The sequence below is a fragment of the Marinomonas dokdonensis genome, from assembly GCF_052747885.1.
On sequence record NZ_JBRAND010000005.1, the window covers coordinates 15,934 to 37,025 of the forward strand.

The window sequence follows — 21,092 nt, forward strand, 5'->3', positions numbered from 1 at the left end:
AAACATTCTAAATGACAATGATTGACGATTGTATTTGTTATAATATAACATAACATTTCAATCCTATATCTGAGGTATTTATTATGAGACCTAATATCCATCCGGAATATCGCAAAGTGCTTTTCCATGACACGGTTGCGAATACCTACTTTCTCATTGGCTCTACGGTAAAAACAACGCAAACAGCTGATTATGAAGGTAAAACCTACCCTTACATGACGCTAGATGTGTCCAGTGCTTCCCATCCTTTTTACACAGGTAAGCAAAGTGTTACACAAAAAGATGGTCGTATTGCCAAATTCAATAAGCGTTTTAAGCGTCAGGAAAAATAATCATGCAAGTACTCAGCTCATTAAAAAGTGCCAAGCGACGTCACCCAGATGCCCAAGTAGTTAGACGCAGAGGGCGTATTTACGTTATCTGCAAATCCAACCCTCGCTTCAAAGCAGTACAGGGTAAATGTCGAAAAAAAGTCTAATCAGACTTCGCCAAAACTATTCAAACCGGTACACCTATCTCCCATATTGCTGGGCTCTAGGTGTGCCTGTCCTAGTAAAAGGTGCGGTAAAATCCAAGAAGGCTCGAAACCACACACTTTTAGCCCAATATAAAGCCTCACCAGTCGAAGCAAGGCCATTACTTTCGAATCGAAAGTAAAAACCAACAAAATCTTAGCTTTCCAAAGCCATAACCTTTATATCCCTTTTTATTCAGCTGTTGCTCAATGGCTTTTCTCCCTAAAATTCTCTCCATATTGAAGTGCTGCTTTCTGGCACTCTGTTTTGCAATAGGATAGATAATGACAATTTCACATGGTTTTTTATGGCTCACGGCAGTAATTTGGGGTTTTGCTTTTGTCGCGCAAAGCGTCGGTATGGATTTATTAGGCCCCTATAGTTTTAACGCGACCCGCTTTACTTTAGCCGCTCTTTCAATGTTGCCGCTGGCCTATCTTTTCGAAAGGCATAGAAGGGCAGACTTATCATTAACCCTTAAGGCTGGCGCCATTGCAGGTCTAGTGCTGTTTTTGGGCGCGACCCTGCAACAAGTCGGTTTGCTTTATACCACCGCGGCAAATGCCGGCTTTATCACCACCATGTACATGCTGTTTGTTCCCATTGCGGGCTTATTTCTAAAGCATAAAATTGCTCGTAATACCTGGTTTGGAATTGTCTTGGCATTGGTTGGCTTATTTATGCTGACAGTCGGGCCAAACTTAAGCATTCAAAAAGGCGATGGTATAGAACTGATTGGCGCTTTCTTTTGGGCAGGGCATGTATTAGTGGTGGGTTACTACTCTCGAAAAGTACCGATTATTAGTTTTTCGATCGTGCAATTAGTCATTGTGGCGGCTTTATCCTGGCTGATGGCCCTCAGTTTCGAACAACCGACTTGGCAAGCTATTAAATTAAGCTGGTTACCTCTGGTTTATGCGGGCATAGCTTCATCGGCCATTGCCTACTCACTGCAAACCTTAGGGCAAAAAAATGTCGCACCAAGCTCCGCTGCGCTGATTTTATCGACAGAAGCCGTGTTTGCCGCCATCGGAGGCTGGTTATTAATGAATGAGACTCTCTCCCATCGTGAGCTATTAGGCTGTGCCTTTATCTTTGTGGGCATGATGGCAAGCCAATGGCCGACTAAACAAACTAAAGCAGCGGATCAAGCTGTGCCATTGAGCTAATTTATATTGAGTGGCATACCACGCTTTACTGGCTGTGCGAGCACCATCATGGTACGGGTGTCACTCAAATCAATGAGCCTTTCTAACAACTCATCAAGCTTAGACATAGATGTCACGGCAACACGCAACATAAAAGCAGAAGGTCCCGTTACGTTATAGCAATCAATCACTTCTTCAAGACTCAACACCAAGGCTTTGAACTCTCGCTCTTTGGTTCGATAAACTTCACATTCCACCAAGGCGGTAATCGGCACACCAACTTTTTCTAAATTAACCGTCGCATGGTAACCGGCAATAACCCCTTGCTCTTCTAGCTTGCGCACTCGCTCGGTGACCGCCGGTGCAGACAAGTGCACCAGTTTACCGAGCTGAGCGTATGTCATTCGAGCATTTTCTTCTAATGCCTTGATGAGTTTTAGGTCTATTTTATCCACAATCGCTCCTACAATTTATTTGCTTTCATGGGATCCAAGGGTTTTAAGCTACTTATAAAAATGCCGCTAAGAATGACTTCTTAGCGGCATTTTGGCATAACACTTTCAGCTCAAGCTTACAGGCTTAATACCTTCTCACCACGAGCAATACCCGATACACCAGTACGGACAACTTCGAGTAAGTGTGCACCACCCAATGCTTGTAGGAAGCCGTCTAACTTATCCGACTCACCTACGATTTGGATGGTGTAAATAGAAGGTGTCATATCTACTATGTTGCCACGGAAGATATCCACTGTACGTTTTACTTCAGCACGCTGAGCGCCAGTAGCACGTACTTTCACCAACATCATTTCACGCTCAATGTGCTGACCTTCTGTGAGATCCACCAATTTCACCACATCAATCAACTTATTCAGTTGCTTAGTGATTTGCTCAACTACTTGATCTGAACCATAAGTGGTTAGCGTTAAACGTGATAGTGTCGGATCATCAGTGGCCGCTACGTTAAGTGACTCGATGTTAAAATTTCGCTGAGAAAACAGACCAACAACGCGAGACAAAGCGCCCGGCTCGTTTTCCATTAATACAGAAATAATGTGTCTCATGTTAGGTTCGCTCCGTTTTGCTCAAGAACATATCGCGCATAGAGCCACGAGGCACTTGCATTGGATAAACGTGCTCTTCTGGGTCCACGTAGCAGTTAATGAAGACTAATTGATCTTCCATTGCAAACGCTTCCGCCATTTTGGCATCCAGCTCATCTTTACCACGAATTTCAACGTACTTGTGACGGTAAGCGTCCATCAGTACTTTGAAGTCTGGCAAAGAGTCTAGATATGAGTTGGAGTAACGACCCTCGTAGTTCATATCTTGCCATTGGCGAACCATGCCAAGGTAACCATTGTTCAAACACAAGATTTTCACTGGTAAGCCATATTGCAAACAAGTCGAAAGCTCTTGGATGTTCATTTGGATACTGCCTTCCCCGGTGATACACACAACGGTTTCTTTAGGGAAATTCATTTTAACGCCCATGGCTGCTGGTAGACCAAAGCCCATGGTGCCTAGACCGCCTGAGTTTACCCAGCGATTCGGCTTGTCAAACTTATAGTATTGCGCCGCAAACATTTGGTGCTGACCGACATCGGAAGCAACAAAGGCATCGCCTTTGGTAGCACGCCAGCAGGCTTCAACCGCCGCTTGTGGCTTGATCTTTTCACTGCTGGTGTCATAACGACCACCGTGCACAGCACGCCAGTCATTAATTTGTTTCCACCAGTTTTCTAGCGCTTCTTTATTAGTCGACTGGCCTTCAACCAAAGACAGCATTTCTTCTAATACCTGGCTAACAGGACCAACGATTGGCACATCTGCACGAATGGTTTTCGAGATCGCAGCTGGGTCAATGTCGATATGAATAATCTTAGCCCCAGGGCAGAACTTGTCTGGGTCATTGGTCACACGGTCGTCAAAACGCGCACCAACCGCAAGAATCAAATCACTGTGGTGCATGGTCATGTTGGCTTCATAGCTACCATGCATGCCCAGCATGCCGACGAATTGCTTATCGGTGCCCGGGAAGCCACCCAATCCCATTAGAGTATTGGTAACAGGCGTGTTCAGCTTTTTCGCTAAGTCCACTAATAGTGGCGACGCATCGCCCATGATCACACCGCCACCCGCATAGATGATCGGGCGTTTCGCCGCTAGCAATAACTCAACAGCTTTTTTGATCTGACCACTGTGGCCTTTGCTTGGCGGATTGTAAGAACGCAAAGACACAGACTCTGGGTATTTGTATTCAAATTTCTCGCCCGGCATGGTCATGTCTTTTGGTACATCAACGACCACTGGTCCAGGACGACCAGAACTGGCAATGTGGTAGGCTTTTTTCAGGATCATTGGGATCTCTGAAGGGTGCTTAACCGTGAAGCTGTGTTTAACGATAGGACGGGACACCCCGATCATATCGGTTTCTTGGAAGGCATCTTCACCGATCAGGTAGCTCATGACCTGACCACAGATAACCACCATTGGAATAGAATCCATGTAAGCGGTTGCGATACCGGTTACGGTATTCGTTGCACCAGGACCAGAAGTCACCAGTACTGTCCCAGCTTTACCTGTTGCGCGCGCATAGCCATCTGCCATATGCGTCGCCGCTTGTTCATGGCGAACAAGCACATGTTTTACATCAGATTGACGATGCAAAGCATCGTAAATATGAAGTGCGGCACCACCTGGATAACCATAGATATATTCAACTCCCTCATCTTTAAGGAAGCGAGCAATCATTTCACCACCGGATAATAACTCCACCTTATTTCGCCTCTATTATATTATTCTGTCTGCACACTGTATGGGCTCTATTGTAACCGTATAAGCTAGGCAGATTAAAGTTGGTAGAACGAAGTTTGCTAAAACTAATGAGGTAACCTGAAATTAAGGGCACTCAAACGCAAGAAATCGCAGTTTTTACACTGCCCGCGTCTTTTCGCGAGGGGAAGTATCAAAAGGCAAACATCACGCTTTTCAATACTTGTGTTTATCAGATTGCATCTGATTGAGAGGGCTGATGGCCCCTAAAAGGACGTAATCGACAGGGTAGCGTCGAAAATATAGGAATATTCTGGAGCTTGCCCAAAATATTGTCAACACCCACTCCGGAAAACTATGATAAAACTTGCTCTAACCTACACTTCATGGTGTCATAGCAAGATTATTTGACTAGGAGTTTTAATATGGCCAGTGAGCTCAATCAACAGCGAATTATTGATGAATTTTTGCGCTGTTTCCGAAAAATGCTGATGGATCCAGAATTGGCAGGGGAATTAGTACGCATTGCCAAAGAGAATATCAATGAGCCAAATGCCTACGAGCGCATTGCGGCAGAGGTCTCTAACCAAACCACGCTTAAAATCCAAGAAAACCACACAGAAGCGGACCGCATGTTCGTTAAATTGCTAATGGATGTGGTGAAAGGCGACTCTCTGCTTTACTGATCTTCCTGAGCTAGGCGATGACCTCGCCTAGCCAAGCCTATTTTGGTACCTGTTTTGCTACCCCCATCTTTATCTACCAGTGCAGATCTCGAAAAATTAGCCAGCGACATTAAGCAATGGGCCACAGAATTTGGCTTTGCCGAAGCACGCATTGTGGAGCCAGAGCTTGAGCAATATCGCCCTCAGTTTGAGCAATGGTTAGAAAAAGGTTACCACGCAGGCATGGACTACCTTGCCAACCATTCAGAATTACGCTTCCAGCCAGACAACTTACACCCAGGCACGCAACGCGTTATTTCCTTGCGAATGCACTACTTGCCTCAATCCGTCGAGACCGTAAAACGCCTTGCCACCAAAGACAAAGCTTATATTGCTCGTTACGCTCTGGGCCGTGATTATCATAAACTGATCCGTAAACGCCTGACACAATTGGCAAAAAAGATAGAAGCTCAAGTAGGTGCTCATGGCTATCGAGCCTTTGTGGACAGTGCGCCTATATTAGAAAGGCAAATGGCAGAACAAGCTGGCATGGGTTGGATAGGTAAAAACACCCTATTATTAACCCCCAAAGCAGGCAGCTGGTTTTTATTGGGGGAAATCTTTACCAACCTTCCATTGCCGGTGGACGAGCCAACCCAAACACGTCACTGTGGCAGTTGCACCGCTTGTCTCACCCAATGCCCAACCGATGCCTTTGTTGAACCTTGGGTGCTGGATGCTGGCAAATGCATTTCCTATTTGACCATTGAGCATAAAGGCCCTATCCCTGTAGAACTGCGCAGTAAAATGGGCAATCGTGTGTTTGGCTGTGACGACTGTCAGCTGGTCTGTCCATGGACAAAGTTTGCTAAATACACCACGGAAGATGACTTCCAGCCACGTCATAACCTTGATTCGGAAGATCTGGTCAGTTTATTTGAATGGGATGAAGCGACCTTCCTTAAAAATACCGAAGGCTCCCCTATTCGACGTACGGGCTATGAAAACTGGCGACGAAATCTTGCGGTCGCACTGGGTAATGCGCCTTTTTCTGAGCGAGTCATGAAGAGTTTACAAGCCGCATCCAATGATGCCTCAGAGCTGGTGAAAGAACATGTTGATTGGGCCATTGCACAGCAACACAAATAACCTCAGCTATAAAGCAGGCAATTCCTCCAAGCCTTAATCCCTATGGGAACTAATCAGCGGCTAAATGTTCAAATTAACCATCATGACTTTGCTAAATTGGCATTTTTTTGCTTTGATGGTGATCCAACATATGAGGTATTTTTTTGCACGACTCACAGCTCATTGATCCATTTGGTCGCCGAATAGACTATTTACGCATCTCTGTCACAGATCGATGCGATTTTCGTTGCACCTATTGCATGGATGAAGATGTTAGCTTTCTGCCGAAAAAAGACATCTTGTCTTTAGAAGAAATCGTGCAAGTCGCCAAAACCTTTATCGCCATGGGCACCAAGCGTATTCGTATTACCGGTGGTGAGCCCTTGGTACGCAAGAACATTCTTTGGGCACTTGAGCAAATCGCCTCAACACCAGGCCTGGAAGAGTTAACCATTACCACCAATGGTTCACAGCTCTACAAAATGTCTCAAGACCTACTTAATGTGGGTGTGTCCCGTATCAACATCAGTTTGGATACTCTTGATCCTCAGCGTTTTTTTACGCTCACTCGCCGGGACAAATTCCAGCAAGTGATCGATGGTATTGAAAAAGCCGCTTCCTTACCCTTTAAGCGCTTAAAAATTAACAGTGTGATTTTAAAAAATCACAACGATGATGAGCTGTTTGCCCTGACGGATTTCGCGCTTCAGCGCAATATGGACATCAGCTTTATCGAAGAAATGCCACTGGGCTACATTAGTGACCACGATAGAGCGGCCACCTATAAATCCAGCGACGAAGTCATTCAAGATTTAAGTCAGCACTACCAACTAACCCCAAGCACCAGCACGACCAGCGGCCCTACTCGTTATTATCAAGTTGCCGGCCATAGTCACCGTGTTGGCGTTATTTCCCCCCACAGCCATAACTTTTGCGACACCTGTAACCGGGTGCGTTTAACCGTAGAAGGTCGGTTACTACTGTGTTTGGGGAATGAACATTCCAAAGATTTAAAGCCTTATATTCGACAAGCGCAGTCAAACATCACACTGCAAGAAGCGATTATTGAGGCCTTGGCACTTAAGCCTGAAAAACATCATTTTAACCTAGATGAAGCCCCACAAATATTGCGTTTCATGAGCGCAACGGGAGGCTAACAAAGGACCCCTATGAGCAAAGTTAAAACCCCTTTCCGCCCTTTAAAAATCAGCGTACTAACCGTTTCCGATACTCGTACTCTTGCCGAAGATACTTCTGGTGATGCTCTGGTTGAGCTTTTACAAAATGCAGGCCACAAGCTGAGTGAGCGTCAAATCGTTAAAGACGATGTCTACCAAATGCGCGCTGTGGTGTCCCAATGGATCGCCAGCACTGAGACTCATGTCGTGTTAATTACCGGTGGCACAGGCTTCTATTCTAGAGACAGTACGCCTGAGGCCATGACCCCTTTGTTTGATAAAACCATTGAAGGCTTTGGTGAGCTGTTTAGACAAATTTCTTATCAAGAAATAGGCACTTCAACCATACAGTCTCGTGCTGTCGCTGGGCTCGCTAACCAAACGCTGGTCTTCTGTCTTCCGGGCTCAACAGGGGCTTGTAAGACAGCTTGGAATGGCATTTTAGCAGAGCAATTGGACGCTTCTCATCGTCCTTGTAACTTTGTCAGCATGCTAATTGGCCCTTATGTCTCACCTCTGCATGAGGTCTAAGCTATGCCGCCACTCATGCCCTTTGAAGAGGCACTAACAAGCCTACAGGAAAACAGCAAAACTCTGGTGCAAACCGAAAGCTGCGAACTGGCTAATGCTTTAAATCGGATTCTTTGCGAAGACGTGGTTGCTCAGTGTTATGTCCCTCCTTGTGACAACAGTGCAATGGACGGTTATGCCTTGCGTTATGAAGACTGGCAAGCAGACAAAGCTCTGCCTGTTAGCCAATACATTGCCGCAGGCCATGCACCGGAGCCACTACAGTCGGGCACTTGTGCGCGCATTTTTACCGGTGCCAACATCCCTGTTGGTGCCGACGTGGTCATCATGCAGGAAAATGCCCAAGTCACTGAGCAAGGGGTGATATTTACCCAACAACCTAAGCTTCATGACAATATTCGCCCTCGGGGGCAGGATATGTCCATGGGCCAAACTGTACTACGCGCGGGCACCAAAATTAAAGCCATGCACATAGGCCTGCTGTCCAGTTTAGGCATCACGAAAGTGAGTGTTTACCAACCTTTAAAAGTCGGCATTTTAACAACAGGTGATGAGCTTGTCCCAGCAGGCCATGCCCTTGAAGCAGGCCAAATATATAATTCCAACGGCCCTATGTTGCAAGCCCTCGTTAGCCAATTAGGGTATCAAGTTACCTGCGTCTTGCATGTAAAAGATGAAGAACAAGCAACCCTTGACGCTCTAACCAAGCTTAGTCAGCAATGTGATGTGATTTTATCTTCTGGGGGCGTCTCAGTAGGCGAGAAAGATTACGTGACCCATTGCCTTGAACAAATGGGTCAATTGCACTTGTGGAAAATCGCCATTAAACCTGGCAAACCCTTAGTACATGCTAGCGTCAACGGTGTGCCATTTTTGGGTTTACCGGGCAACCCGAGCTCCACTCTGGTGACCTTCCACTGGTTTGCTCGCACCTTACTGGCCGCCAGTGCCGGTCAGCAAGCAGCACGACCGAGGGCTTATCCTGTCACTGCAGGCTTTAGTCGTAACAAAAGCATTGGTCGAGATGAATTTATTCGCGTTTCTATGGATGAAAAAGGCTCAGTAATCGCTCATCGCCAACAAAGTTCTGGGGCGCTACTAGCAGCTTGTGAAAGTCTTGGCTATTTACACATCAAGGCAGGAGAACTGATCGAAGAAGGAAAAGAGTACGACTTTTACCCTTTTAGTGAGTTCTAATACAGATAGATCGCGACTATACTCAAACAAGGCCCAGCAAATTGTTCATGACATTTTGCTGGGCCTTTATCTTTTAAGCTTACCCTTCAATAAAAGCGTCTTTCAGTAACTGGCGGAACCATAAGTGTGCCGCATCGTGTTGATAGCGCTCGTGCCAAATCATGGAATAATCGAAGGTTCGATTAAAGAAGGGCAATTCAAATAACTCAAGTTCTGGTGCCGTCGCCACCATATCTGCAGCAAATAATTCCGGCACGGTTAACAGCAAATCACTGTCCATTACCACTCGTGCAGCGGGCACGAAATTGGGTAATTGCACGGCCACATGGCGTTTTGCGCCCATTTTTTCGAGTTCTCTATCTACTGCGAAGTACTCTCTTCGACCTAACACCACCTGCACATGGCTGGCCGCTAAGTAGCTTTCTAAGGTTAAACCTTGCAGAGTATTAGGGTGATTCTTTCTTGCTAAACACACAACCCTATCACTTTTTAATGGTGTCGCATGAACATTACTAGACGGCTCTTTCGATAACACAGTCACAGCAAGATCCACATCCATGTTGTCCCAGTCGAGACTTAGGTCTTCATTCCAAGCTTTCACATCCAACACGGCATTCGGGGCTTGCTGTCGAAATTGATCCAAGATCTTAGGAAGCACAGTCAAAATACCAAAATCGGTGGTTGATAAAGTAAAACGACGCTGGCTGGTAAGGGGGACAAAATCTTTTGGCTGAATTAGGCTTTCTAATGCCTGTAGCGTCTCGCCTAAAGTAGGTGACAAAGATTGGGTCTTGGCGGTTGGGGAAAGCCCATGGGAGGTGCGAACAAATAACGGGTCGTCGAAAATTTCTCTAAGTCTGGAGAGGGAACGGCTTACCGCAGGCTGGGAAACATCCAATCGTAACGCCGCTTTGGTGACATTCAACTCTTCTGTTAACACTTGCAAGATGTGCAACAGATTCAAATCTATATCAGATAGTTTGATTTCTGACACGAATACCCCCTAGTTAGAGAAAGCTCTTCTTGTTATGACTACTGATTATAACAAGCTTTCTTCCAAGCAGGGGGTCTCTGGCAATATTTATCGTAACGCTGCGTTAATTTCGTCTGCAGTCATGCCTAATAAATACAGAATGCCATCTAAGCCCATATTATTCATTGGGCAAGGAGCTTGTTGTCTTACCAAAGGCTTAGCATGCAAGGCTACGCCCAAGGCCGCATGATTCAACATCAGTAGATCATTCGCCCCATCACCGCAGGCAATGGTTTGTGACCAATCTGTACCCTGTTGAGCAGCGATCTCTGATAACAGATATTTTTTACGCTCACCATCTACAATCGGGCCAAGGTGTTTACCAGTCAATTTGTCATCGACAATTTCGAGCACATTGGCATGCACTTCACTCATATCATAAGCCGCTTTTACACGGTCAGCGAAATAGGTAAAGCCGCCCGATAGAATCGCCGTATGCCAACCAAAATGATTCAACACCTTCATTAGGTTTGCGATGCCATCCATATGCACAATGCGTTCATACACACCATCCATGACTTCACTGCTTAGCCCTTCCAGCAAAGCAAGACGTTGAACAAAGCTTTCAACAAAATCAATTTCGCCACGCATGGCACTGGCTGTCACTTGGGAGATTTGCTCACCAATACCCGCCTCAACAGCCAACTCATCCATGACTTCTGCTTTGATCAAAGTAGAGTCCATATCAAACACAGCCACACCACCACGACGAATATCGACGCTATGAGTTTGTAGAATATGATCCACTCCAGTGGCATCCGAGCGTTCTAGGAGTTGCTTCTGCAAAGGTTTTAGATCAGCAACATCAGAAGTTAGAACCAGCTCAACCACAGCGACATCTGCCGCTGCTGAGGTTAGGTAGCGGCTTTCGCCAGAAACACTGTGATTTGACGCTAACCACTGAGTAAATTCCTCGAGGAATTCAGCGTTCAAGTTGCCAATTAAAGTAATGCGGGCAGACATGTAAACTCCTTAATTCAATAATGGCAGCTACTATAACAAATCGCCTTTTAGATGAAAGCAAGGAATGTGGGTACAAGGCTAGAAAAAGCCGCTAGGCTTCCAGTAAAATTTAATTCAATAAGCACCTGTTTTAATTTAAAGAATCCAGAAAACCGCCGTTATGATAGGTATACTTAAATTATGAGCTCTATTGGCGTGGTTTTTTCATCTACTAAGCCAATTCGGACTCGAGTCACCCTTTTATCTCGATAAGTTTTTGCAGGACATTAATGAGAACATTGAAAGAAAGTCGTTTTATGGTTTTTTTACGTGACAAGGTTAACGCCGCTGCCGTCACTGTCACGACCTTTATCGCACTCATCGTTCTTACTGTTTGTCTTTTTTTATATACCCTCACCCATGCCTTGGGGAACTACCTGACCCAGCAAACCGAAGTGTTGGGCAGTAGTTTGGCCACCCAAGCTGCTTTTAATGCCACCCAATCCATTCTCACCAACGACCTGTTAAGCCTGAATGTGTTGCTGAATCGTCTGGTCATTGACGAAAACATTTTGAGTGCTCGGGTATTTAATAAAAAAGATGAGCTTTTAGCGGAAGCAGACAGCAGCCAAGCCAATCGGATAGCGGATCAAGATTACCGTCCAAGTGATCAACGACGCATTTACAGCTCCAGCATTAAATTCCGTGACGAAATTGTCGGCCATGTACTGATCACGTTAGATAAGACCCCAGCCCAAGCCACGTTACAGCACCTTAATAACCTGTTAATCGGCGTGGCGATCTTCTCCACCACCATTGCGGCCATCATAATATTGCTGATTACTCGCTGGCTTTATAACCCCATTAACGACGCCAGCTATGCCTTAGAAAGCTTAGTAAAAGGCCATAAAGACATTCCGCTTCCACAGCCTAAATATCGCGAAGCAAAACAACTTTGTCAGCAAATTGAGTCGGTACAAGCCTTGGACTTTACCCCACAGACACCGCCTGTGATTGAAACAGAAGAAGTAGAAAAAACGCCCGAAAAAGTGCAGTTTGAAATTAACTTTGATGAAATTTTTGCCGAATCACAGAAGCGTAGCTGCGTTCTCTACATAGACATAGTGAACTTAAGCGAATGGCACAAAAGCATGTCTGAGCTACAGGTTGCCAACCTACTCACCCCTATTTATCGCGCCATCTTTCAAGCCAGCGACCTTTACCTTGGTCAAGTTAAGCAATACAAGAACGATGGCATTATGATTTTCTACAGTGCAACAGACTGCGAAGATAACCTATACCTTAATGCCGTCAGCACAGCCCAGTTGTTCTTAGGCTTAGTGGATCAGCTAGTTTCCACCGAGCTTTATGAAGAAGCGCCTGCCCTTGAGTTCCACTTAGGGCTACACAAGGGCAACAGCAAAACTGCCGAGATGGTACATCAAGAAGATTTCGTCGCCGACGATATGGGCGAGCTTTTAACGGAAGTTGAAGCCTTAAGGCAGTCTCAGAGCACCAATGTGCTGCTCCTGAACGAAAACATATTCACCCTTCCCCATATACAGAACCGAGTATTCACAGGCTTACCAGAAATTCTGGAACATAATGACGAAGAATTGATGGCCTACGCGGTGAAAGGGTTATCTGGTAAGTACCAGCAAAAAGTGCAGCAACACATAGAAGAAATGAGCAAAGCAGTTGTTTAGTACTTGCTTGAGGCCAATAAAAAAGATCGCTTGAGCGATCTTTTTTTAACTCTGCCGAACACAGGTTCGACTAGTCGTTCTCGATGCGGATCACATCGTCCAAACACAGGCCTTTCTTGTCCATAATGAGGCGCAATTTGCGTAACGCCTCCACCTGAATTTGTCGCACTCTCTCGCGCGTTAGACCTATCTCTGAGCCGACATCTTCCAATGTGCTGGGTTCGTGTCCACGAAGCCCAAAACGGCGTGCAATCACCTCACATTGCTTGTCACTTAGCTCATTGAGCCAGCCTTCTATATTTTGTAGAACATCCCCTTCTTGGCGATCTTCTTCTGGACCTTGATGCAAAGTGTCAGCCAGAATATCCACTAGGCTACCGTTATCAACATCGCCTCCAACAGGCGAATCAATGGAACTCACCCTTTCATTCAAGCCCAACATTTTCTGTACATCTTTTACTGGGCGATCCAGCATTTCGGCTATTTCTTCCGCACTCGGCTCATGATCCAATTTCTGGGTAAGCTCTCGCGCAGCCCGTAGGTAAACATTTAATTCTTTCACCACATGAATGGGCAATCGAATGGTACGGGTCTGATTCATGATGCCACGCTCTATGGTTTGACGAATCCACCAAGTAGCGTAAGTCGAGAAGCGGAACCCTCTTTCCGGGTCGAACTTTTCCACAGCACGAATGAGCCCTAAATTACCTTCTTCGATTAAATCTAATAAAGACAGCCCACGGTTCAAATAGCGACGCGAAATCTTCACTACCAGCCGTAAGTTACTCTCTATCATGCGCTTGCGGGCTTTCTCGTCCCCTTTCAAAGCAAGGCGAGAAAAATATACTTCTTCTTCGGCACTGAGCAGTGGCGAAAAGCCAATTTCACTTAAATACAGCTGGGTCACATCTAAACTTTTGGTCGATGCGTTATCGCTGTACATTGCATTGACTGCAGACTCAAATTCTTGATTTTCGGCTTCTTCGTCAAGAATAGCTTGTTCGCTATCCTCTAATTCAAACTTACCAGCATTCAACTCTTCCGAGGTTACCTTTTCCATATTGGTTAACTCCATACTGCCTCCCCAAATACCAACTTTTAGCTATTGTTTTTTTGGTAGAATTTTTAGCGGATCTATCGGTTGACCATCACGGCGCACTTCAAAATGAAGCACTGGTTTGTTACTGCCTTTTCCTCCAATTACAGCAAGTGAGTCCCCTGCTTTAACATTCTGCTGTTCTTTAACGAGAATGCTTTCGTTATACGCATAAGCACTAAGGTAAACATCGCTGTGTTTCACTATGACTAGATTGCCATAGCCAATCAAACCATTACCTGAATAAACAACTACACCATCAGCAGCGGCCTTAACTAACGCGCCTTTTTTGCCTTTGATGTCTATACCTTTACTACTTACGCCAGCGTTTGAAAACCCCTGAGTGACGGTGCCATCCACTGGCCAATGCCATGAAGCGACATTTTGAGGTGTATTTGTAGCTTTTGTAACCTTGGTTACAGGGGGGTTTTTAGCACTTTGAGTTGGAGTTGGTGTGCTTGCCTTGGCAGCACGAGTTGGGCTGGTTTTTGCTACCAGTTCTGGCTCGGTTTGAGCACTCTTAGTGGGTACTGATAAACGAATTTTCTGATTTGGGTAAATCACATAAGGGGAAGAGATGCGATTATATTCCGCCACATCTCGGTAGTCTAAACCATAGCGAAAAGCAATAGAAAACAGGCTTTCACCGCTTTTCACCCGATGATAGCCAGTGCTCGGAATCGCACTTTGACTAGAAGAAGTTGAGCGGCTGGTAGGGCTACTAGCCGAAGAGTAATGCAGTACTTCATAGGAACAAGCAGTGGTAAAAAAACAAGCTAAAGCGACCCAACCAATACGGTAGGTTTTAGAGCAAAACAGTGTTTTTACCACGCTCCAAATTAAAATAAGTTTACCTCTCTTACAATCAACTTTAGGGGTTCAGGATACATTCTCGGAATTTCGTAAAGATGTGTAAGAAATGAGAATAACACTTAAAAAACCCACTAAAATGAAACCCATTGGCCATAGCAAATCTTGAGTCACTTGAAAGCCAACACTCTGCCAAGGCCAAATTAAATGCTCTTCAATTGGCAATTTTTTACTGCCTACTTCAACCCAACGGTCGGTGACTTTCCATGGCCAAACCTTTACTAAAGCCCCTAACATCACTCCTGTTAAGGCTGCTAAAGTGACATTTTTTGCATGTTCTAATAAATACCCTAACAGCTTAGAAAAACTGAGCAAGCCCACCACTGCCCCTAAAGCAAAAACAATAATGATCGCCAAATCAAAGCTTTTAATGGCGCTTAGAACAAAGCCATACATGCCCATCATTAATAATAAAAAACTCCCCGATATGCCCGGTAAAATCATCGCACAAATGGCAATCATACCCGCGAAGAAAACCATCATATAGGAGGTGTTCAGCTGAGTTGGCACCAACATAGACAGACTACTGCCTAACGCTGCGCCAACAATAAGTAGCACTATATGCTGCCATCGCAGCGGTTTAATCTGAGTCAGCAGAAAGACAGCCGAAGCGAGGATCAAACCAAAAAAGAAGCTCCATAAGAAACTCGGATAGGTCGCAAGCAAATGGGTAATAAGGCCTGCTATGGCGAAAATACTCGTCATGATGCCAAGCCCTAACGGCAATAAGAAAACGCCATCAAAATGACGCCATAAGCCCTTGAAGTCCCATTTAAACAAAAGCTGAATACTTTCTTTATTCACGCCACTTAAAGCACGTATCAGCCTGTCATAGACACCTAAAATAAAGGCCATAGTGCCGCCAGAAACCCCAGGCACCACATCTGCTGCGCCCATAAGAACGCCACTTAAATATACTTTCAGCCACTTAGGCATGTTCTAATCCTTCTAATAAGGGCACAAAATGAGCGGGTTGTGTCCCTAAACATTTCCAACGATCGCCTTCTTTTCGCCAGCAACCTATTTGCGGCGTTGGGTGGTCAATCGGCATAATTAAAATGCCCTGCTCCTTTAAGCAGCTAGTCAGTGCCAAAGGAATTTTACTGGCCATGGCGGTAATAATTACCGCATCCATGGGGATGTCAGTCGACCAGCCTTGCTGTCCATCCGCAAATAGATATTCCACATTATTGACCTGCATCTCTGCCAACCTTTGCTTAGCTTTGAGATACAAAGACTCTTGTCTTTCTATGGTGTGCACCTTATTGAAAAAGTGCGCCAAAATACAAGTTTGATAACCAGAACCCGTGCCTACCTCTAATACTCGGCCAAGACGCGCGTAACTTAATAGCCACTGGGTCATACGAGCAACGGTTAATGGCTGACTAATGGTTTGGTTTTTACCTATGGGTAATGGTGTTGCGGAATAAGCAAGATGCGAAAAGGCAGACTCAACAAACTGATGGCGCGGTATATCCCCCATGAGCTGAAGTAGCTCAGTATGTTGAATACCATGGGCCATTAGTTGTTGAACCATTTTAGAGGCTTGCGGTTCAGTGTTTTTTACCAGCCAGCTAAGATCACGTTGCTTCATGGACGAATTGTATGCACCCATTCTTCAAGTGATGATTGGGCCTGATAACAGGTCATATCGGTATGTATTGGGGTAATCGACACATAACCAGATTCAATGGCTTCAAAGTCTGTTCCCGGGGAACAATCGTTAGGCTCTGATAAAGCGCCGATCCAAAAGCTCGGTAGCCCTCTTGGATGAGCGGCAGAAATCGGCTGTTGGGCACGATGGCGATAGCCTAAGCGAGTCACTCGAATACCTTTAAGCGCCTCATAAGGCACATCTGGAACATTGATGTTGAGTAAAATCCCTGCGGGTAGCTGTAAGGTATGAGAGTCTTTTAAAAGCTGAGAAATCACCTGCGCGGCACATTCAAAGTGTTGTGTCCCCACCAAAGAAACCGCCAAAGCAGGACGCCCTAAATGGCGTGCTTCCATGGCTGCAGCGACCGTGCCGGAGTAAATAACATCATCCCCTAGATTAGCGCCATGATTAATACCCGACACCACCATATCCACCTGACCATCTATCATGCCAGACAAAGCCAAATTCACGCAGTCTGTGGGGGTGCCATCCACTCGAAACTCATGCTCTGCCACTTGTGTGGGTTGCAAGGGCCGCGTCAATGTTAGTGAATTGCTGGCACCACTTCGGTTACGATCGGGGGCGACGACTAGGGTTTCATATTCTTTAGAAAGTTGTCTCGCGAGGGTCTTTAGGCCCAATGCGTCTATTCCGTCATCATTCGCGATCAATATTCTCATGGTACTTCTCGGCCGACTTATCCGTGACATCAATCATCTCCCGTAACACACTGGTGGCAAAACACCCTTTTGTGAGAGAGAACTCTACGATCAACTGCCTTTCCTCTTGACCACTGCCTAGCAATTCCCACGCCATATTCATTGGCACTAGACGGGCCAAACGGCTATCTCTAGAGAGTTCGAAGGCTATCAGTGCATCAACAATGTCTTGATCGTCAGCTAGGGACGCTTTAATGATGGCTTCACGCTGAGGGCCAGTGCCGGCTTCCCAACCGCCGCTAATCAAAGGTAATACAGGGCTTACCTCACCTTGCAGAGCTTGCAAGTGAGTTTTCGCATCCATCTGCTTCACCCTAAACTGCTCGTTTACTTGTTGATATTGAGCAATGTCGCCATCGCACAAACGTGCCCACATGCCATTTTCAACTTGATCACTGAGAGCTTGGTTAAAACACCAAGAGCGTATTGCGGAAAGCCAAAAGGACTCTGTCTTGGCAAGCTTACGTTTACTTTGCCGCCCTTGGAGCACAAAACCTTTTCCGTTGTGCAAATTATTGCCGTTTATGCCGAAGCGTTGAGGGCCATAATAGTTAGGGACGCCCCCTTGCTTAATCAGGGTTAAGCGCTGTTCTAGCTCGGTGATATCCCCTTGGATGTTACGTATTCTGAGCACAAAGCGGTTGGCAATATGAGCGCCTGTACGCAGTTTTTTAGAATGGCGTAATTGCACGATTAAACGTACGCTCTCTGGAGCACGAAAGGCTTCTTGGATACCGCTAAGGTCTGGCTCCTTATTCACCACATGCAAACAGAACCACTGACGAGTACAGGCATGGCGATCTTTAACACCACTGTAAGTCACCTTGTGGCTGGCAATGCCTGCCATTTGCGCTAAACGCTTAGCAAGAAAGTCTGTATTCACCCCTTGTTTTTCGATGAAAACAAAACAAAACTCCCCTTGCCCATCTGGCTCAAAACCAAGCTGCTCTTCTACATAGAAATCTTGCACATGGGTTTTCAGATCCCCCGTGACATTTGGCTTTGACCAAGCATAGCGCCAATCGGTATTCATAGATCACCTTGCTTATAAATCAAGGCCACCGCTTCCACTGCGATACCTTCTTTACGCCCCGTAAAACCGAGTTTCTCTGTGGTGGTGGCTTTTACGTTCACAACCCCTATATCCACCCCAAGATCCTGGGCAATATTGGCTCGCATATCGTCTATATGAGGACGCATTTTTGGCGCTTGGGCGATGATGGTAACGTCCACATTCGCCACTGCGTAACCCAAGTTTTGAATTTCTTGATAGGCGGTACGCAATAATACTCGGCTGTCTGCGCCAGCAAAGTCTGGATCAGTATCTGGAAAGTGTTTGCCAATGTCTCCTAACGCCGCAGCGCCTAGCAGAGCATCGGTTAAGGCATGCAGAGCGACATCTCCATCTGAGTGCGCAAGCAAACCTTGATGATAGGGAATCTTCACCCCAGCCATAATAATAAACTCGCCGTCAGCAAATTTATGCACATCAAAGCCATGGCCTATACGAAACGGTGTCATAAAGTGTTTTCCCTTATTGTCGGTGGGTTACCCAATGATCCTTGTGCTTGTTGTAAGAGGGCTTCTGCCATCACAATATCTTCGGGTAAGGTAATTTTTAAATTGCGGCTTTCACCTTCTACCAAGGCAGGCTGCCAGCCAATCATCTCCATCGCGGAGCATTCATCTGTTACTGGCAAACCTTGGTCTTTGGCTTTTACTAAGGCCTTGTGTAAAGCATCTGCAGGAAATTTTTGTGGCGTTTGCGCCAACCAAATGTACTGACGATCCAAGGTGGTTTGTACGCACTGGGCACTGTTTTGCTGTTTCACAGTATCTTTCACAGGCGTGGCCAACAAAGCCCCCTGCTCTCCTTGATGACAAAGGATTCGTTGCAAACCAGAAGCACTTAACAGTGGGCGGGCGGCATCATGCACTAAGACAGCTTGATCTTGAATGCCTTGCGTTTGTAAAAGCATCGCTAGGCCATTCAAAACCGTATCACTGCGTTCATCACCGCCATTGAAACGAATAACTTGCGGGTGAGAGAACCACTGGGAGTCGGGCCAGTAAGCATCGTTTTCACTGATACCGACCGCAACACCAGCAATGTGCGGATGATCAATAAACAGGCCAATAGTACGATCTAGGATAGTTTGGCCAGACAGGGACAAATACTGTTTTGGACAAGCCGCTTGCATACGTTGGCCCACGCCAGCAGCGGGTATGATCACCCATATTGGCGCGCTCATTTCTCCACCATACGATAGAAGACTTCCCCGTCTTTAATGTATTGCAGCTCTGTGCGGACATGCTCTTCTACAGCTTCTTCCCCTAAACGAAGGTCTTCCACTTGAGCTCGTAAAGCATCATTACGATGTTTCAAACGTAAGTTGATACGCTCTTGATATTCGATTTGCTTGGCCAATTCTTCTTGGCGTTTCACGCCCTGCTCACCGTAATAGAATCGGTATGACTGATAGCCAATGGCACAAATGAACACCACCAATAACAAACGCGCCATAACGCCCTCAATAAAAAATAGATTCCCTATTATCAAAGGAAACGAGTGAAAAAAAAACAAAAAAAGGGAGAACTAAGTTCTCCCTTTGATGAGCTAGGTTAAAATTAACCTTGGCCTTTGATCTCAGCAAGGCCTTTGTAAGGTGCTTTGCCGCCCAATTGCTCTTCAATACGTAGCAATTGGTTGTACTTAGATACACGGTCAGAACGACATAGTGAACCAGTTTTGATTTGGCCAGCCGCTGTACCAACAGCAAGGTCAGCAATCGTTGCATCTTCTGTTTCACCTGAACGGTGAGAGATAACAGCCGTGTAACCTGCAGCTTTCGCCATGCGAATAGCTTCTAGTGTCTCAGTCAAAGAACCGATTTGGTTGAATTTGATCAAGATAGAGTTAGCGATACCTTCGTCGATACCACGCTTCAAAATCTTAGTGTTAGTTACGAACAAATCGTCACCTACTAGTTGGATTTTGTCGCCTAGGATCTTAGTTTGGTAAGCAAAACCTTCCCAGTCAGACTCGTTCAAGCCATCTTCGATAGATACGATTGGGTATTCTTCACATAGCTCAGCTAGGTAGTCAGAGAAACCTTCAGAAGAGAAGACTTTGCCTTCACCTTTCAAGTTGTACTGACCGTCTTCAAAGAATTCAGACGCTGCACAGTCCATCGCCAAAGTGATGTCTTTGCCAAGCTCGTAACCAGCGGCAGCAACAGCTTCTTTGATTACCGCTAGAGCTTCAGCGTTAGATGCCAAGTTAGGCGCGAAACCACCTTCATCACCTACCGCAGTATTCAAACCACGAGCACTTAGTACTTTCTTCAAAGCATGGAAGATTTCTGCGCCGTAGCGTAGAGCTTCACGGAAGTTTGGTGCGCCAACAGGCTGAACCATGAACTCTTGGATATCAACGTTATTGTCCGCGTGCTCACCACCGTTGATGATGTTCATCATTGGTACTGGCATAGAGTAAACGCCAGGTGTGCCGTTTAGATCAGCAATGTGTTGGTAAAGAGGGATTTTTTTAGAGATCGCCGCCGCTTTAGCCGCCGCTAGAGATACCGCCAAGATAGCGTTCGCACCAAAAGTTGACTTGTTTTCAGTACCATCAAGGTCGATCATGACTTTATCAAGTTCTGCTTGGTCTGCAGCAACTTTGCCGATTAGGGCATCACGGATAGGACCATTAACCGCCGCAACCGCTTTTAGTACACCTTTACCCAAGTAACGGCTTTTGTCGCCATCGCGTAGTTCCAAAGCTTCACGTGAACCGGTAGAAGCACCAGAAGGCGCACATGCAGAACCGACAGAACCGTCTGCTAGGATAACATCAGCTTCAACAGTTGGATTACCACGAGAATCAAGTACTTCTCGGCCCTTAATATCAACGATCTGACTCATAAAAAACCC

The 21,092-nt window shown here is 45.8% G+C and carries 24 protein-coding genes; 9 read left to right on the top strand and 15 right to left on the bottom strand.

The genetic code is table 11. The features are described 5' to 3' along the window. Window positions 1–83 precede the first annotated feature (83 nt). The 3 genes from ACUM5Y_RS12890 to ACUM5Y_RS12900 all read left to right on the top strand — a co-directional run bounded on the left by ACUM5Y_RS12890 (window position 84) and on the right by ACUM5Y_RS12900 (window position 1,684). A complete protein-coding gene (locus ACUM5Y_RS12890) occupies window positions 84–332 on the top strand; it encodes a type B 50S ribosomal protein L31 (protein ID WP_445977286.1) in 249 nt (82 codons plus the stop codon). A gap of 2 nt (window positions 333–334) precedes the next feature. After that, window positions 335–478 (top strand): type B 50S ribosomal protein L36, encoded by a 144-nt coding sequence (ykgO, locus tag ACUM5Y_RS12895; protein WP_445977287.1) that lies wholly within the window; start codon window positions 335–337, stop codon window positions 476–478. 321 nt (window positions 479–799) lie between these two features. After that, the gene (locus ACUM5Y_RS12900; protein WP_445977288.1) at window positions 800–1,684 is read left to right on the top strand and encodes a DMT family transporter; all 885 of its coding nucleotides are present in this window, start codon (window positions 800–802) and stop codon (window positions 1,682–1,684) included. Here the strand turns inward: ACUM5Y_RS12900 and ACUM5Y_RS12905 are convergent. The 3 genes from ACUM5Y_RS12905 to ACUM5Y_RS12915 all read right to left on the bottom strand — a co-directional run bounded on the left by ACUM5Y_RS12905 (window position 1,681) and on the right by ACUM5Y_RS12915 (window position 4,440). Further along, complete coding sequence (locus tag ACUM5Y_RS12905) at window positions 1,681–2,118, bottom strand: Lrp/AsnC family transcriptional regulator (protein ID WP_445977289.1); 438 nt, start codon at window positions 2,116–2,118, stop codon at window positions 1,681–1,683. The two genes, ACUM5Y_RS12900 and ACUM5Y_RS12905, sit on opposite strands and share 4 nt — an antisense overlap. A gap of 116 nt (window positions 2,119–2,234) precedes the next feature. Further along, a complete protein-coding gene (gene ilvN / locus ACUM5Y_RS12910; RefSeq protein WP_445977290.1) occupies window positions 2,235–2,726 on the bottom strand; it encodes an acetolactate synthase small subunit in 492 nt (163 codons plus the stop codon). A gap of 1 nt (window position 2,727) precedes the next feature. Further along, window positions 2,728–4,440 carry an acetolactate synthase 3 large subunit gene (locus ACUM5Y_RS12915; protein WP_445977291.1) on the bottom strand — a complete coding sequence of 571 codons (1,713 nt, stop codon included), beginning with the start codon at window positions 4,438–4,440 and terminating at the stop codon, window positions 2,728–2,730. 422 nt (window positions 4,441–4,862) lie between these two features. Between ACUM5Y_RS12915 and ACUM5Y_RS12920 the strand changes: the two genes are divergently transcribed. From ACUM5Y_RS12920 to ACUM5Y_RS12940, 5 genes are all read left to right on the top strand, one after another. Beyond that, a complete protein-coding gene (locus ACUM5Y_RS12920) occupies window positions 4,863–5,123 on the top strand; it encodes a hypothetical protein (RefSeq protein ID WP_445977292.1) in 261 nt (86 codons plus the stop codon). A 54-nt stretch (window positions 5,124–5,177) separates the two neighbouring features. After that, window positions 5,178–6,251, top strand: a complete 1,074-nt coding sequence (gene queG / locus ACUM5Y_RS12925; protein WP_445977293.1) for a tRNA epoxyqueuosine(34) reductase QueG — start codon at window positions 5,178–5,180, stop codon at window positions 6,249–6,251. Window positions 6,252–6,394: 143 nt separating this feature from the next. Then, entirely contained in the window at window positions 6,395–7,387 is a 993-nt protein-coding gene (gene moaA, locus ACUM5Y_RS12930; RefSeq protein WP_445977294.1) for a GTP 3',8-cyclase MoaA, read from the top strand. A 12-nt stretch (window positions 7,388–7,399) separates the two neighbouring features. Continuing rightward, window positions 7,400–7,939 (top strand): molybdenum cofactor biosynthesis protein B, encoded by a 540-nt coding sequence (gene moaB, locus ACUM5Y_RS12935; RefSeq protein WP_445977295.1) that lies wholly within the window; start codon window positions 7,400–7,402, stop codon window positions 7,937–7,939. A gap of 3 nt (window positions 7,940–7,942) precedes the next feature. Continuing rightward, window positions 7,943–9,136 (top strand): molybdopterin molybdotransferase MoeA, encoded by a 1,194-nt coding sequence (locus ACUM5Y_RS12940; protein WP_445977296.1) that lies wholly within the window; start codon window positions 7,943–7,945, stop codon window positions 9,134–9,136. Window positions 9,137–9,215: 79 nt separating this feature from the next. On the opposite strand, the gene ACUM5Y_RS12945 is transcribed toward ACUM5Y_RS12940, so the two are convergent. After that, on the bottom strand, window positions 9,216–10,130 hold the full coding sequence (locus tag ACUM5Y_RS12945) for a LysR family transcriptional regulator (protein WP_445977297.1): 915 nt from the start codon (window positions 10,128–10,130) through the stop codon (window positions 9,216–9,218). Window positions 10,131–10,217: 87 nt separating this feature from the next. Further along, on the bottom strand, window positions 10,218–11,132 hold the full coding sequence (serB, locus tag ACUM5Y_RS12950) for a phosphoserine phosphatase SerB (protein WP_445977298.1): 915 nt from the start codon (window positions 11,130–11,132) through the stop codon (window positions 10,218–10,220). Window positions 11,133–11,401: 269 nt separating this feature from the next. Here serB and ACUM5Y_RS12955 point away from each other — a divergent pair, with 269 nt between their 5' ends. After that, the gene (locus ACUM5Y_RS12955) at window positions 11,402–12,817 is read left to right on the top strand and encodes an AhpA/YtjB family protein (RefSeq protein ID WP_445977299.1); all 1,416 of its coding nucleotides are present in this window, start codon (window positions 11,402–11,404) and stop codon (window positions 12,815–12,817) included. A 70-nt stretch (window positions 12,818–12,887) separates the two neighbouring features. Here ACUM5Y_RS12955 and rpoS read toward each other — a convergent pair whose 3' ends face one another. The 10 genes from rpoS to eno all read right to left on the bottom strand — a co-directional run bounded on the left by rpoS (window position 12,888) and on the right by eno (window position 21,083). Next, window positions 12,888–13,892 (bottom strand): RNA polymerase sigma factor RpoS, encoded by a 1,005-nt coding sequence (gene rpoS / locus ACUM5Y_RS12960; RefSeq protein WP_445977300.1) that lies wholly within the window; start codon window positions 13,890–13,892, stop codon window positions 12,888–12,890. Window positions 13,893–13,919: 27 nt separating this feature from the next. After that, the gene (locus tag ACUM5Y_RS12965; RefSeq protein ID WP_445977301.1) at window positions 13,920–14,744 is read right to left on the bottom strand and encodes a peptidoglycan DD-metalloendopeptidase family protein; all 825 of its coding nucleotides are present in this window, start codon (window positions 14,742–14,744) and stop codon (window positions 13,920–13,922) included. 48 nt (window positions 14,745–14,792) lie between these two features. Further along, a complete protein-coding gene (locus tag ACUM5Y_RS12970; RefSeq protein WP_445977302.1) occupies window positions 14,793–15,719 on the bottom strand; it encodes a DUF368 domain-containing protein in 927 nt (308 codons plus the stop codon). Further along, window positions 15,712–16,377 (bottom strand): protein-L-isoaspartate(D-aspartate) O-methyltransferase, encoded by a 666-nt coding sequence (locus tag ACUM5Y_RS12975; RefSeq protein ID WP_445977303.1) that lies wholly within the window; start codon window positions 16,375–16,377, stop codon window positions 15,712–15,714. Before ACUM5Y_RS12975 ends, ACUM5Y_RS12970 begins: the two co-directional genes overlap by 8 nt. Continuing rightward, the gene (gene surE, locus ACUM5Y_RS12980; RefSeq protein WP_445977304.1) at window positions 16,374–17,120 is read right to left on the bottom strand and encodes a 5'/3'-nucleotidase SurE; all 747 of its coding nucleotides are present in this window, start codon (window positions 17,118–17,120) and stop codon (window positions 16,374–16,376) included. Before surE ends, ACUM5Y_RS12975 begins: the two co-directional genes overlap by 4 nt. Then, window positions 17,098–18,192: a tRNA pseudouridine(13) synthase TruD gene (gene truD, locus ACUM5Y_RS12985; RefSeq protein WP_445977305.1), complete on the bottom strand. Its 1,095-nt coding sequence runs from the start codon at window positions 18,190–18,192 to the stop codon at window positions 17,098–17,100. The genes surE and truD overlap by 23 nt, the downstream gene beginning before the upstream one ends. Beyond that, entirely contained in the window at window positions 18,189–18,680 is a 492-nt protein-coding gene (gene ispF / locus ACUM5Y_RS12990; RefSeq protein WP_445977306.1) for a 2-C-methyl-D-erythritol 2,4-cyclodiphosphate synthase, read from the bottom strand. The genes truD and ispF overlap by 4 nt, the downstream gene beginning before the upstream one ends. After that, window positions 18,677–19,411, bottom strand: coding sequence for a 2-C-methyl-D-erythritol 4-phosphate cytidylyltransferase (gene ispD, locus ACUM5Y_RS12995; protein ID WP_445977307.1), 735 nt, complete (start codon window positions 19,409–19,411; stop codon window positions 18,677–18,679). Before ispD ends, ispF begins: the two co-directional genes overlap by 4 nt. Continuing rightward, window positions 19,408–19,683 carry a septum formation initiator family protein gene (locus tag ACUM5Y_RS13000; RefSeq protein WP_445977308.1) on the bottom strand — a complete coding sequence of 92 codons (276 nt, stop codon included), beginning with the start codon at window positions 19,681–19,683 and terminating at the stop codon, window positions 19,408–19,410. The genes ispD and ACUM5Y_RS13000 overlap by 4 nt, the downstream gene beginning before the upstream one ends. 104 nt (window positions 19,684–19,787) lie before the next feature. Further along, on the bottom strand, window positions 19,788–21,083 hold the full coding sequence (gene eno, locus ACUM5Y_RS13005) for a phosphopyruvate hydratase (RefSeq protein ID WP_445977309.1): 1,296 nt from the start codon (window positions 21,081–21,083) through the stop codon (window positions 19,788–19,790). Between the last annotated feature and the right edge of the window lie 9 nt (window positions 21,084–21,092).